Annotated in this window: 9 protein-coding genes; 6 read left to right on the top strand and 3 right to left on the bottom strand. The window is 51.5% G+C overall.

Translation table 11 applies throughout. The features are described from left to right. Positions 1–2: 2 nt before the first annotated feature. Positions 3–227: a hypothetical protein gene (locus ENGE1_RS28605; protein ID WP_155409053.1), complete on the top strand. Its 225-nt coding sequence runs from the start codon at positions 3–5 to the stop codon at positions 225–227. Here the strand turns inward: ENGE1_RS28605 and ENGE1_RS28600 are convergent. Further along, complete coding sequence (locus ENGE1_RS28600) at positions 210–686, bottom strand: pepsin/retropepsin-like aspartic protease family protein (RefSeq protein WP_151206567.1); 477 nt, start codon at positions 684–686, stop codon at positions 210–212. The genes ENGE1_RS28605 and ENGE1_RS28600 overlap by 18 nt on opposite strands. 119 nt (positions 687–805) lie before the next feature. Here ENGE1_RS28600 and gpJ point away from each other — a divergent pair, with 119 nt between their 5' ends. Further along, complete coding sequence (gpJ, locus tag ENGE1_RS21230; RefSeq protein ID WP_064360683.1) at positions 806–9,451, top strand: TipJ family phage tail tip protein; 8,646 nt, start codon at positions 806–808, stop codon at positions 9,449–9,451. A gap of 57 nt (positions 9,452–9,508) precedes the next feature. Next, complete coding sequence (locus ENGE1_RS27235; RefSeq protein ID WP_048272943.1) at positions 9,509–10,594, top strand: tail fiber domain-containing protein; 1,086 nt, start codon at positions 9,509–9,511, stop codon at positions 10,592–10,594. Here ENGE1_RS27235 and ENGE1_RS21220 read toward each other — a convergent pair. Next, a complete protein-coding gene (locus ENGE1_RS21220) occupies positions 10,589–10,849 on the bottom strand; it encodes a hypothetical protein (protein WP_048272944.1) in 261 nt (86 codons plus the stop codon). The two genes, ENGE1_RS27235 and ENGE1_RS21220, sit on opposite strands and share 6 nt — an antisense overlap. 37 nt (positions 10,850–10,886) lie before the next feature. Then, positions 10,887–11,060 (bottom strand): hypothetical protein, encoded by a 174-nt coding sequence (locus ENGE1_RS28595; RefSeq protein ID WP_155409054.1) that lies wholly within the window; start codon positions 11,058–11,060, stop codon positions 10,887–10,889. Positions 11,061–11,299: 239 nt separating this feature from the next. Between ENGE1_RS28595 and ENGE1_RS21215 the strand changes: the two genes are divergently transcribed. The 3 genes from ENGE1_RS21215 to ENGE1_RS21205 all read left to right on the top strand — a co-directional run bounded on the left by ENGE1_RS21215 (position 11,300) and on the right by ENGE1_RS21205 (position 13,945). Further along, a complete protein-coding gene (locus tag ENGE1_RS21215) occupies positions 11,300–11,719 on the top strand; it encodes a translesion error-prone DNA polymerase V autoproteolytic subunit (RefSeq protein WP_048272990.1) in 420 nt (139 codons plus the stop codon). A gap of 1 nt (position 11,720) precedes the next feature. Next, positions 11,721–12,986, top strand: a complete 1,266-nt coding sequence (locus ENGE1_RS21210) for a Y-family DNA polymerase (RefSeq protein ID WP_048272945.1) — start codon at positions 11,721–11,723, stop codon at positions 12,984–12,986. Positions 12,987–13,183: 197 nt separating this feature from the next. Continuing rightward, entirely contained in the window at positions 13,184–13,945 is a 762-nt protein-coding gene (locus ENGE1_RS21205; RefSeq protein ID WP_048272946.1) for a BRO-N domain-containing protein, read from the top strand. Positions 13,946–14,247: the final 302 nt, after the last annotated feature.

Genomic DNA, 14,247 nt, shown 5'->3' with positions numbered 1-14,247 from the left:
GTATGAATATTGAAAATAAAGTTAAAATCCTTGAGTGTACTATTCTCAATCTGATTGCTAGGTTGGATTATCTTGAAGGCGGGCACCCCCTGGTGGAGGATACGCGGCAGCTAGTAGGTGGTTCCGATAACACAGCTAATGCGTCCTTTTCCAGTCCGCTTTCGTCCTTATCTGGAAATACCTCGTCTTATCATGATATGGCTGGTGGGTTAGTTTCTAAAAGTTAGTGTGTAGATCTTATTTTTAAAGTCGAGCGTTAGAATTCCCATTTTTATGAGACTCATGCCAAACACTATGTGATAAACACGCCCGTTATCCCTAAGAGGGATAGATGATAGCTCAACCCCAAATCTTTCATCAACTCTGCTAAATTCAATGGTAGAGTTCATTACAGTTGTTTTAATTGTCGAAGTGGCACCGGAAACTTCCGTATTTCTAACGGCAGGAAGACCTACGTCTACTGCGAAAGTTGAATCTACATAGCATATATCGGCACCAGTATCCAGCAAGGCGTATGCCTCCACTCCCGGCTGGGATGGATTATATTCTAAAAGATTATGCGGATAGCTAGGCCAGACTTTTATCGGTATCACAGGGATAGTATGTTGTTCTGTCATCTCTGATGAAGTTTCACCCTCCTGCGACATAAACAATATTTTTATGGTTATTGGTTTTCTTTCTTCCATTGGATGGTTGTTGCCTCATTCTTGTAAAAAGCAACACATAAAATAACCCCGATTATCAAGTAACAACATCCTGATATTTAACCAGTGGCCGCCATGTGCGGTTTTTTTATGGGCGTAATATGTCAACTGCAACCGAAATTAAAGGCCGCAAAGGCGGCAGTTCAAAGGCTCGCACACCCACTGAGCAGCCTGATGATCTTCAGTCTGTCGCAAAGGCTAAAATTCTGTTGGCGCTGGGTGAAGGGGAGTTCGCTGGTGGCCTGACGGCAAAGGATATTTATCTGGATGGCACTCCGCTGGAGAATGTCGACGGCTCCCAGAATTTCAGCGGCGTGGCATGGGAATTCCGTCCAGGCACTCAGGCGCAGAATTATATCCAGGGTATTCCGGGTTCTGAGAATGAGATTAGTGTGGGCACTGAGATAAAGAGCGCTACGGCTTGGACTCACACCTTCACGAATGCTCAGATGTCTGCGATCCGTCTGCGCCTGAAATGGCCGTCACTGTTCACTCAGGAAGACGATGGGGATCTGGTCGGTAATACGGTGAAATATGCCATCGATCTGCAAACTGATGGTGGCAGTTGGCAGACGGTGGTTGATACGGCCGCAACCGGGAAAACGACGTCGGGCTATGAGCGTAGCCATCGTATTGAACTCCCTCAGGCGGGAAGTACCTGGACTGTACGTCTGCGCAAAATTACTGCTGATGCTAATAGCGCTAAAATCGGCGATAAAATGACTCTGGAAAGCTACACAGAGGTCATCGACGCAAAATTACGCTACCCGAACACCGCATTGCTGTATATCGAATTTGATTCCAGTCAGTTTAATGGCTCTATTCCGCAGATTGCCTGTGAGCCTAGAATGCGCGTAATCCGGGTGCCGGATACCTATAACCCTGAGACCCGGGAATATTCTGGCGTCTGGACCGGTGCATTCAAGTGGGCGTGGACCGATAACCCAGCCTGGATTTTTTATGACCTGGTGGTGAGCGGTCGATTTGGCCTGGGTAACCGCCTGACCGCTGAAAACATCAGCAAGTGGACGCTCTACGAGGTGGCTCAGTATTGCGACCAACTGGTCCCGGATGGAAAGGGAGGCGATGGTGTAGAGCCTCGTTATACCTGTAACGTTTACGTGCAGGATCGCAATGACGCCTATACCGTCCTGCGTGACTTCGCGGCCATTTTTCGGGGTATGGTCTACTGGGGAGGTGACCAGATTGTTGCCCTGGCTGATATGCCTCGCGATGTGGATTACACGTATACCCGGGCAAATGTGATTGACGGTAAGTTTACTTACTCCAGCAGTTCCGCAAAAACGCGTTACACCACTGCACTGGTGTCATGGTCAGACCCGGCCAACGCCTATTCTGACGCCATGGAGCCTGTTTTCGAGCAGCCACTGGTAGCGCGCTATGGCTTCAATCAGCTGGAAATGACGGCCATCGGATGTACCCGTCAGTCGGAGGCGAACAGGAAGGGCCGCTGGGGTATCCTTACCAATAATAAAGACCGTGTCGTTACGTTTGGCGTTGGCCTCGATGGTAATATCCCGCAGCCGGGTTACATTATCGCCGTAGCAGATGAAATGTTGGCAGGTCGTTCCAACGGCGGTCGCATTAGCGCTGTCAGCGGACGAGTCATTACCTTTGACCGCAGCGTTGATGCCAAACCCGGTGCGCGCCTGCAGGTTAACCTGCCGTCAGGAACCTCCCAGAGCAGGACTATTCAGTCCGTTAACGGCGCCCGCCAGGTCACCATCACCACCCCATTCAGCGAAGCCCCTCAGACGGAGTCCGTGTGGGCTATTGAGTGGGATGAGCTGTATCTGCAGCAGTATCGTGTGGTAAGCGTGTCCGATAACAGCGATGGCACATTTACTGTATCTGGAGCTGCCCACGATCCGGATAAGTTCTCCCGTATCGACACCGGCGCCATCATTGACGAGCGTCCAGTGAGCGTAGTTCCACCGGGACATCAGGCTGCGCCGGAGGGCGTGTCCATCACGTCATATTCAGTAGTGAACCAGGGCATCAGCGTTGAAACCATGCAAGCCAGTTGGGCTGCCGTTAAAAATGCCATCTCGTATGAGGCTCAGTGGCGCCGTAACGACGGTAACTGGGTCAACGTTCCGCGCAGTTCTACCACCTCCTTTGATGTCAGCGGTATTTATGCCGGTCGCTATCTGGTGCGCGTCCGGGCAATCAACGCTGCAGAAGTGTCCAGCGGATGGGCGTACTCTGAAGAGAAGACGCTGACAGGAAAAATCGGCGAACCGCTGGCACCGGTGGGGCTGGCCACCTCCTCGCTCACGGCCGGCATTGAAATCTCTTGGGGGTTCCCGGCTAACTCTGGAGACACTCAGCGTACCGAAGTACAGTACAGCAAGGATCAGAACGGCGCCGGCGCGCTGCCGCTGACTGACGTTGCCTACCCGGGGAATCGCTACCAGCAGATGGGCCTGCAGTTCGCCCAGCAGTTCTGGTATCGCGCCCGCCTGGTCGACCGACTCGGGAATAAATCACCCTGGACAGGCTGGGTCTTCGGCATGGCCAGCGACAACATGGATGACTACTACCGCAACCTCGATGATGCGATCCGCGATACCGACACCTGGGGAGAGCTGAACGACGGTATCAAAGACAGCACTGATGCAGCGCAGCATGCACAGGATGCTGCCGATGCGGCACAGCGCTCAGTTGATGGGATGTCTAATGATGTAGCCAAAAATGCATCTGACATCACCCAGGCGGCCCAGCAAGGTAAAGCCAATGCCGACAACCTTGCTAAAGAGGTGCGCGACCGCGCCGCCGGCGATCTCGCCAACGCGAAAAAATCGGCTGACGATGTTGCGGCTGCAGTCAGGAAGGCCGAGACCGATGATGCTGCTCGCGCTAAAGAAGCCGCGGATAACCTACTCTCTGCAAAAAATGATGTCGAGTCGCAGATCTCCAGCACCAACACAACGATGCAGGACGGGTTTGACAGCCTGGCGCAGCAGATCGCGTCTGTTTCCGCAGGCACCGGCGAGCAGTTCGACAGCTTGAAAATCTTCTACTTCGATAACAAGACCACCGAGGGGTGGACTGGTAACAACGGTATCGTCCTGACTGATGGCTGGATCAGAAGCGGTAATGGGTTTGACTCATACCTGCGATCCCCTGTTGATTTACGCGTAAGCAGTGACTCTTATCGCTATCTCAAAATGCGTATCCGCAAAGTCGGGACACCTGCCTGGGAGGGCACCGTCCGCTGGATATCGAAAAGTGGTGAGGCTTTTAATAACACGAAAGCCTTCTATTTTGCTGAGCCGGAGTATTTGAACGGCGTGGCCATGCTTTCGGTTCAGGATATCCCCTGGGCAGATGCAGGTACCATCTATCAGATCCGCCTCGACATGACGACCAGCACCGACGACAGCAACTATGTCGAAATTGACTGGGTAGCTATAGGGCGACCAACGCCAGGCGCGAGTCAGGCGCAGATCCAGGACTTGCGATCGGCGATGACTTCAGCCGATGCAGCCGAGGCCGCTGCACGCAACACGCTGGCGGTCCAGCTGCGCGGAAATGAAACCGGCACCGATCCGAACAAGCTGGTCAGTGGCCTGCTGTACAACGAGCGCAAGGCGCGCGTGACCGCGGAGCAGGCGATAGCGTCGGATGTGAATACTCTGCGCACTGATTACAATGCGAACAAAGCATCGGTGACTCAGCGGCTCGATACGTTGACCAGCGAAAATCAGGCACAGGCCAACTCACTGACGCAGCTGGACTCAGGCCTCAAGGACGCCAACGGTAAGATCGGGGCCAACAGCTCTGCAATTCAGAACCTGAAAACCAGCGTTACAGCGATTGATGGGCGAGTCAGCTCGAATAGCCAGGCGATTACCGGGCTGACCAGCACGCTGAATAACATGCGCGTGGGTGGGACCAACCTCATCCCGAATTCCGGAGCGCTCGCCGGCTTTGGGGATGTCGTTTCTGGCCAGCTTTATAAGGGGAACGCGATAAAGCGGCTGGCCATCGCGGGTAACGCGGCCGGTAGCTATACCGATTTCAACTTCGATCTGCCCGCTCCGTTTGATGCAGAGGATTGCGTCATATCGTTCTATGCGAAGGCAAGTACCGATAAAACTCCGATCAGCTGCTTTCTTTACAGTCCGAACGCAACCATTCGAAGTGAAAACAGTCAGGGTGTAGTCACTGTCAGTGAGTCTGGTACAGACGGTAAGACCGACCTTACGCTGTCGCTGGACTGGGTTCGTTACTGGGTTAAATGGAAGCGTAAACCCGGGCAGACTGGCGGCACTAAGGTTATTTTTGGGCGGGTCTACAAAGTAAGCGTGGCACGTGAGGTGTTCATCTCATCGCCGAAAATGGAAATAGGCACGGTTCCTACAGAGTGGAGCGAGGCGCCGGCAGATAACGCCAGCGCAACGGCGCTGCAAGGACTGACTACCAGGGTTGACGCAGCTGAAGGTAAGATCGAAACGGCCAGTCAGGCAATTACGCAGTTGCGCGGCGACGTGTCGTCTGTGCAGGGAGATCTTGCCAAAAAGGCCGATGCAAGCGCCCTGCAGCAGCTTCAGACCACAGTTACGCAGCAGGGTAACGCGCTGTCAACTCAGGGCAGCGCCATAACTGAGTTGCAGAACAGCGCCACAAACGGGAAAAAGAACTACTGGGTACAGCAGCTGTTCTACATCCGGGCGCCCAGCTCGACCTATATCCCGTCGCTTTCAGATCTGGCCGGCGTGCAGCCGGCGTCGATTTCCGAGGTGGCCGATGCCGCCAGCCTGGATTTTACGTCCGCAGGCTCGAACGTGTTCGCCTATTTCAAGGCCCTGGTTTACGTCAGTGCCGATAAAGAGGTGATCTGCAAGCCCGGCTCGCGAGTCATGGATGATACGGGTCAGATCTACATCAACAGCATCAGCGTGGCGAAACTAAGCTCGACACAGGATACGGTCACGCTGTCGTTTAAAAAAGGCTGGAACACTATCGAGGTAGTGACCCAGCAGTGGTCAGGAAACGCATATTTCCGGCTGGGCCTGAAGCTCTCTGACAACGTTGACCAGATGTTCTCCGGCGCTGGTCAGCTCGCTGCCGCCAGCGCTTCGCAGGTACTGAACTCGCGGGTTGAGGCCGCGGAAGGCAGCATTACGTCCCAGGGCCAGTCAATCACTCAGTTGAACAACAGCTTGGGCGACGTCAATAAGACGCTGGGCAACAAGGCTGACGCCTCTGCTCTGAACTCGCTGACAACCCGGGTATCGAACGCTGAAGGTAAACTGGCATCGCAGGGTGAGAGCATCACGTCGCTGAGCAACAGCATCACCGCCGGCGAGAACCTGGTGCCTAACCCGAACATGCTGAATGACGGGCAGGGCTGGTTAAAGCAGGGTAGCGTATCGACGATTGATGGTTATCCGGCGCTAAATTCTACTGCAGGCTGGCAACCGTCATCCGGGAAATTCCAGGTAACCGCCGGGGATATTCTCGATCTGGCCGTCAGCATCCAGGTTAGCGCAGCTGTCAGCCTGGCTGTAGGGGTGCGCTTCGATGGTCCCAGCGTCAGCAACGTCACCGCTTATACCGGCGACCACGCCTTCACTGCCGGTGAAAAATACCGGTTTGAGAAACCCGGAATAGTGGTCCCGGCGGGGTGTACGACGGCGTTCCTGCAAACGAACGGGCACACAACGGTGACCGTTTCGCTTTACAACCCTGTGGTCACCCGCAGAACAGCAGGAACAACGGCAAACGCGGCCGCAATCAATAGCCTTACCACGCGCGTTACAGCCGCTGAGGGTGCGATAACGAGCCAGTCGCAGAGCGTCACAGCTCTCTCATCCTCACTGAATCGCCGGACGGTGTTTACCGTCTGCTCCCTCGGAATGGGTGGGGCCGGCGCTCCGGGGATTTTCAGCGAATCAGGCGCCCGATTATTTTTGCAAACCAGAAGCTATGCGCTGATTACGTTCAGGAAAAATGGAGACGGGTCCACGTCAATTGACACATCCAGAACGTATGATGTGTTCAGCAGTGTAGCCAATGGTAAAGCGCTGAACGATGCCATCGCAGCGCTTGCTAATGGTGTTTATGCATGCGTAGTTACGTTCGATGAGCCCAGCGGTAACAGAGCGTCAATTATTGATGGGATCAGACTCCTGGGAGGTACGCCGGACGTCATTAACGCTCTGCCGTACCGCGGCGCGTATATCCTGCTGGGTCAGAAGAATGGTAGTGCCGGCAGTGCCATCGAGCTAATCGCACCAGCAGGTGGGAATGGCAGCGCAGTCATTTCGACATCAGTCGAGTTTGTGAACGGTATTATGCAGGGGCTGGGTGGCTCGACAGGTGCCGTTCGCCAGGCCGAGGCTAATGCATCAGCAATCACCAGCCTGACGACGCGCGTGTCATCAGCAGAAGGGCAGATTTCATCCCAGAGCCAGAGCCTGACCAGTCTGCAAAACTCCCTGAGCAGCTCCGATGCCAGCGTCGATGCTGACGGGAATATCCCGGGCAACATGGTTGCCAATGCTTCATTTGAGCGTGATAAGGGCGGCTACACAACGTGGCACGAAAAGGCATCCATTGTGACAGGCGGGAATTTTGGCAGTAAGTGCGTCAAATTCTCTCCTGGCGCTGCGGCCGGCATCGGCCAGAAGTTTCCGGTCAGCAAGGGGAGGATTTACCGGATAGGCGCATATGCGAAACAGGATGCCGGCACGACGATTGCCAATGCGTCGAATACCAAATTCCGGGTCGCTAACGCGTCTGGATTAATCGGAGGGTTTAATTACGGCGGCTTTACGCGGACATGGCAAAATATCTCCTTTGACTGGACATCCCCAGCTGATGATGTCGTTGATATACAAATAACGGCGTACCTGTCCGACGGAGCGATGTATTTCGACGACTTCTACGTGCTCGATGTCACTGACGAGAAGAACATCCAGGCCAACGCCGGGGCGATTTCCTCTCTGCAATCCAGCGTCACCAAGTTGGGTAACGACATCACGTCGCAAAGTAGCGCGGTAACCAGTCTGTCTAACTCCCTGAACACTGTTAACCAGGCAAACGGCAATCTGTGGGTCGACGGCTCCTTTGAGTCTTACGCTGAGGGAACAACGTTCAGCGGCGCCACGGCGATGGTGACCAAGGCGTATAGATATTCGGGTGGCCAATGCTTGCGAGTTCGTCGTGATGGCGGCGACAAAGGCAACAGCGATAAAACGTTTGGAACCCGCACTACCGTTCGCGACCAGGGGGTTTTCCGCATCGAGTTCTACGCAATGATGCCTGCGAGTGAGTCGCCGCCGTCGGGATGGGTCACTGTGGTCGGTATTCATGTGCAGGATACAAACGGGGCAAATCAGTGGGTTGAGGCAGCAGTTGTTTCTGAGGTCCGACTCGGTGGCCGTGATAAATGGGTTAAATTCTCTGGGACCGCAGCGCTGGGCGGTGGAAAAACGCGTGGTGTACTGTGGATCTCTACGCGCGGAACCAGCGGTGGCGCGGGCTATAACCTGTTCATTGATGAGCTGGTAATAACAGACGTAACAGATGCCGCCGGCGCGCAGAAAACTGCTGACGCAGCTTCTTCGGCGCTGACCAGTCTGTCGACGAAGGTCACAAGTATTGATGGCCAGGTAACGGCCAACTCAACCGCGCTGACGAAACTGACATCGCGCGTCAACGATGCCGAGTCGTCAATCACCGGATTGAATGAAACCGTAGCTCAGAATGGGCTGGCGATGGCCAACGGGTTTAACCAGATGCGCAGCATGATCGGCGATAACAGCGCCTCCATCACGCAGACCAATAAAACGGTCACGGATCTGGAGAAATCCACGGCAGAGCAGGTCAATACGCTGAACTCGAAATATGGCGACATGTCGGCGACGGTACAGCAGACGGCATCAACGGTTGCTGATATCAACGGCAAGCTTGGGGCGCAGTGGGGCGTTAAAGTAGCAACGGGGAACGGTGGTACGCCAGTGGTCGCCGGCATTCAGCTGGGCATTAACGGTAGTGGCCAGAGTCAGTTTCTGGTGTCCGCTGATATGTTTGGGGTATACACACCAGGCGCGGGAGGCAATGCCGTAATGGCATTTGCCGTTGAGGGTGCAAACGCATATTTGCGCAGCGCGATGATTAAAGATGCGAGTATTGACTTTGCGAAAATATCTGACTCAATTCAATCAACAAATTACATATCGGGTCAACAAGGCTGGCGTATAAATAAAGGAGGATGGTCAGAGTTTAGCGGAGGTGTTTACAGAGGGACTGTATATGCTAATGATGGAGTATTTAACGGAACAATAAATGCCAGAGACGGAAAGTTTTCCGGGACTGTTGAGGCCAGGAACTTTATTGGTGATATATCGAACTCCGGACGCTTCCCGGATTTTACCTTTGATAACAGAGATAACGGCGTCTCCCGCATAGTACATCATGATTCAGGCGACTCATCGCAGGGAAAGACATATACAGTAAACGGCCTGTTGTTTAGATGGAATGGCGGAGGAACCGTCGAGATAGGTATCTGGATAAACAATATAGAGGTTTCTCATATGACAGTGAGGATCGAGACAAATGTTTTGAATTCATCGTCTCGCTATATACCCATTCAGGCAACGCTCAGTGGCGTCTATGAACGAGATGTTACCTGTGAGATCAGGGTGGATGAACGCTGCCAGATAATTTCGGCTAGCGCAACCATGACGCGAGGCTCCGGGGGATGGTCATCTTAATATTGCATTGAGAGTGATAAGGGCCCTGCGGGGCCCTTTTTAATAACAGGAGAGGCTATGGCAACAATTAGCGATGAGTTAGCCACAAGTATTCAGAAATGTTTTAACCAAACTTACACTGACCTTGCAAATCAGCAAAGTATTTTCTTTGGGAGTGGAGATGTAACGCTAACCAAGCCGGATGGTACGAAGGGAACTATTCGATCCTGGAATAAGTTAATTTCACAGGTTGATCCTGTTATACAGAATGCAGCTCGTACAGACCAGGACACTACTTTTAATAAACAGTTAACTGTAACTGGGAGCATAAATACAAAGTCAGATATTAATGCCCGTCAGCTTTCTGCACAATCCATAGAATTATCTTTTACTACACCTTTCATAGATTTTCACTATGGTAGTTCTACATCTGATTTCACTCACCGTATCATTGCGTATAACGCAGACACTTTAACCGTCACTAGCAACTTTACAATAGACAGGGATCTGTGGATCAGCGGTAACGTCAACACATCAAAATCAATCCGAGCGATGAATACCCCGGCCTTTGTTGGAATGCCTTTAAACGACCCTCAAGGTGGTAACGGTTCGATATTAGGAGCTCCGAGCCTGTCTTCCCGTTTTGTATCTAGGGGTTCCGACGGAAATGGTCAAGCGGGATGCTCTTTGTGGTTTGAAGAATATACCGGCTATAATCACAAAGCCGTTTTAGCTGTGCAGGGCTATAGCGCTCAAGTCCAATATTTCCAGTTCATGGGTGGAGATGGACAGATACAAGGAAGTCGGGGACAAGTACAGTGGTCCGGCACATCTGATAAAAATTATAAGCGCGATATACAACCAACGGATGGCCAACAATCATTGGACAACATATGCCAAATGGAGCTTGTTACTTTCATATATAACGACGATGAGCAGGAGCGGTTGCGACGCGGCGTCATAGCGCAGCAGGTGCAGGAGATTGATCCACAGTATGTGAAAGAGGTCATTATGACGACTGGCAGCGGCCCGGAAACCCCTGCCGAGAATGTGAAAACTACTTCGCGCCTGACGCTTGACAACAACGTACTGCTGATGGACGCAATCTCCGCTATTCAGGTGTTGGCCCGGCGAGTAGAAGAGCTTGAAAAGCGCAACTTATAGCGATGCACCTAATTCTTTCATTTTAGCCAGCACACGAGTCAATTCGCTGTCATCGAGTGCCAACTGCGCAGCCATGAAAAACAGAATGTGCGGTGACATAGCTCGTGGTTCCGCGCCACCGGTATATTTTCTCCACTGACTGTTACTGGCCACGCCAGCCAAATCCGCCATTTGGTTTCCTGTAAAGCCCAGCCGTTCCTTCAGTTTTTCCAAATCTTCCGGTGACGGGGGAGTGTAATCATTGATGAGTCGCATAGAGTACCTGTCAAAAAGCCCCTTCCGGGGCTTCCTGTTAAATGAATTTGAGCAGTACCGTTGTGATGGTAGCGACCGCGCCGATAAGGCCGGATGCCACAACTATCGGATACCAGGCTGATTCCCTATTGAGTTTTGAGGTCTCGGCAATCAGCTTTGCAATTTCTGCGTTAACTTTCGCTAATTCTGCCTGGGTCATTTCGTTGCTCATTTGTTCATCCTTTCGGGCTTGGGCTGCGGCCTTTCCGCTACCTCATGTAATTAATATTAGCCCCCGTGGTGCTACTTGTCAAAGAGATCCGCCCTCAAAATTTAGAAATTTACAAAGGAAAAAAATCAAAGTCTGGTAGTAGGTTGAGGATGATAAATGGCCTTACCAGGGAAGGGATATTGATCTTTGAAAACAATAAAACTACTGTATATGCATTCAGTGTTTATGCGGTGATTGATATGCAGTTCATTAAACCAGCAGATTTGCGTGAAGTTGTCACGCTCCCTCTTTTTTCCGATTTTGTGCCGTGTGGATTCCCATCTCCGGCGCAGGACTACGTCGAGCAACGCCTTGATCTCAATGAGCTGATGATAAGACACCCCAGCGCAACCTACTTTGTAAAGGCCGCGGGCGATTCGATGCGGGACGCAGGGATTGGGGAAGGAGACCTGCTGGTGGTTGATAGCGCCAAATCAGCTGAGCATGGAGATATAGTCATCGCTGCCGTAGATGGAGAATTTACTGTCAAACGGCTACAGCTACATCCTGTCGTCATGCTGGTGCCTGAAAATCCAGCATACCAGCCTATTAAGATTGGATCTGAGGACAGTCTGGAGATTTTCGGCGTCGTTACATTCATCGTTAAATCGGCAGGCTAACGTGTTTGCGCTCGTTGACGTCAACTCGTTTTATGCTTCCTGCGAAACTGTCTTTCGTCCTGACCTAAGAGGTCGCCCTGTCGTCGTTCTCAGTAATAACGACGGCTGCGTGATCGCCAGATCAGCTGAAGCCAAAAAATTTGTGACGATGGGGGAGCCATTTTTCAAACAACGGGAGCAGTTTAGACGGCACGGAATTATCGCATTCAGCAGCAATTATGAACTTTATGCCGACATGTCGAACCGGGTCATGACTACTCTGGAGGAGATGAGCCCGCGGGTAGAAATTTACTCGATAGATGAAGCGTTTTGTGATCTTACAGGCGTGCGGAACTGCCGAGATTTAACGGATTTTGGTCGGGAAATCCGCGCAACTGTTTTGCAGAGGACGCATCTCACCGTTGGCGTTGGTATTGCGCAGACCAAGACGCTGGCGAAATTAGCGAACCATGCGGCGAAAAAATGGCAAGGCCAAACCGGTGGGGTCGTAGATCTGTCTAATGTCGATCGGCAGCGGAAATTAATGGCGTATTACTCCGTCGATGAAGTTTGGGGAGTTGGTCGCCGGCTGACAAAAAAACTGCAGGCGATGGGCATCAATACAGTTCTGCAACTCGCAGACACTCCGGCATGGGTTATCAGGAAACATTTCAACGTAGTGTTAGAGCGAACTGTTCGCGAGTTAAATGGAGAACCCTGTCTTGAGCTTGAAGAGTTCGCTCCTACTAAACAAGAAATCATTAGCAGTAGATCGTTTGGTGAACGCGTCAGCGGCTATGATGACATGCGCCAGGCAATCTGCAGCCATGCGTTCCGTGCTGCTGAGAAATTGCGGGGTGAGCATCAGCATTGCAGATTTGTCTCAGCGTTTATAAAAACCAGCCCATTCGATACCAGAGCGCCATATTATGGAAATAGTGCATCTGTAAAATTGCTCACACCAACCTGTGACACGCGTGACATTATCGGTGCGGCTACGCGCTGTCTTGATGCTGTTTGGTTGGAGGGCCGGAAATACCAGAAAGCCGGAGTGATGCTGGGAGATTTTTTTAGTAAAAGCGTTGCCCAGCTCAACCTGTTCGACGACAACGCACCTCGCGCAGGTAGTGAGAAGCTGATGGAAGTACTGGACGCACTAAACGCGAAGGATGGACGCGGAACACTCTATTTTGCGGGGCAGGGTATTCAGCAGCAATGGCAAATGAAAAGGGAGATGCTCTCACCTCGTTATACCACGCGATGGCAGGATCTGCCCATCGTGAGATAGGCACGTTAGACGGTGGTTTTACCCCGATTTCTCCCCAGTTTCACCCCATCAAATTTTACCCATAAAAAAACCAGCCGTAAGTGGCTGGTTTCTCATAATAAGTTGGTCGGCACGAGAGGATTTGAACCTCCGACCCCCGACACCCCATGACAGCGCTAGCTTCCGCGGTATAATCTTGGGAAAAAAGGGGGATCCTGATGAATGTGAATCTGTTGGAGCTTTGCTATGAAGGTGAAGGTGGCGAAAGCTACATAAGAAGTATCAATGAGAAAGGTCAGTTTTACGTTTCTTTGGCCGATGTCTTAAAGACTCTTTCCATTGAAAACAGAAAGATAGATGGTAAGTCGCCAAAAAGCATGCTACCGGTAATTAAAGCGGTCATCCAAACCTTAGATCCCGATGAGATCAAGAATATTCCTGTGATCGAGAATGGCCAGTCCGCGAGTGAAGCTTTCTTAACTGAACCGGGTCTGTACAGAGTTTTAGCTCAGGATACATCCTCTGCCGGCAAGAAATTCCAGCGATGGTTGTTTCATAAGGTGTTGCCTTCTATACGTGAATTTGGGCAATTCCCCCCTCCAGCGAAAAGGGAGCAGTCTGAAATAGGTGCTCTTGCCACAAGTCTTCAGCAGACAGTTAATGCTTTGGTAATGGAAATTGCAAAACGAGAGGAGCTAGAAAGCAGGGTCAATGATGTCGAGCTTAAAGTCAACGCATTAGAAAGCTTAAGAGATCTGTCTCAATTTCGAAGCGTTCCACAGAGATTACTGGAGTTGAGTCTTGAAGTAATGTCAGTTGATGAGCTTTGGCATTGGTGCGAAAAGTTACGCAGTGAAAGAGGGGTGGAAAAGATTAAATGTCCATCAGGGATCGCTGTAAACACCTTATATCCCTTAGCGCTGGTTGATGAAGCGATTGCAATCTACCAGAAAAATGTTGAAGCAAGATCTAGAGGCTGAAGCATATAAAATGCCCGTGTAAGCGGGCTTTTTTTCGCATAGGGACTACGCCTCTTTCAAGTATCTTTTTTCTTGATATTAACGTCTGTTGGACGTCTTGCAGACGACTAGCCTCCTGATTAACTTGTGATTTTCATGCATTATTTAATCATGGCTAGTGGTCTGCGGACGCTGAAGCCGCGGCCAGAATTGTTGGTATATTAAGTGATGTGAAGTGGTTAACTTATTGATTTTAATAGTGGTTAAATTTGATGAGTATACCACATTAGAAATCTAACTATCTGATAATCCGGATGATTTCT

Origin of the sequence: Pluralibacter gergoviae ATCC 33028 = NBRC 105706 (assembly GCF_001598855.1) — a bacterium.
GTDB lineage: Bacteria > Pseudomonadota > Gammaproteobacteria > Enterobacterales > Enterobacteriaceae > Pluralibacter > Pluralibacter gergoviae.
This window is presented reverse-complemented; position numbering and strand designations above follow the sequence as displayed.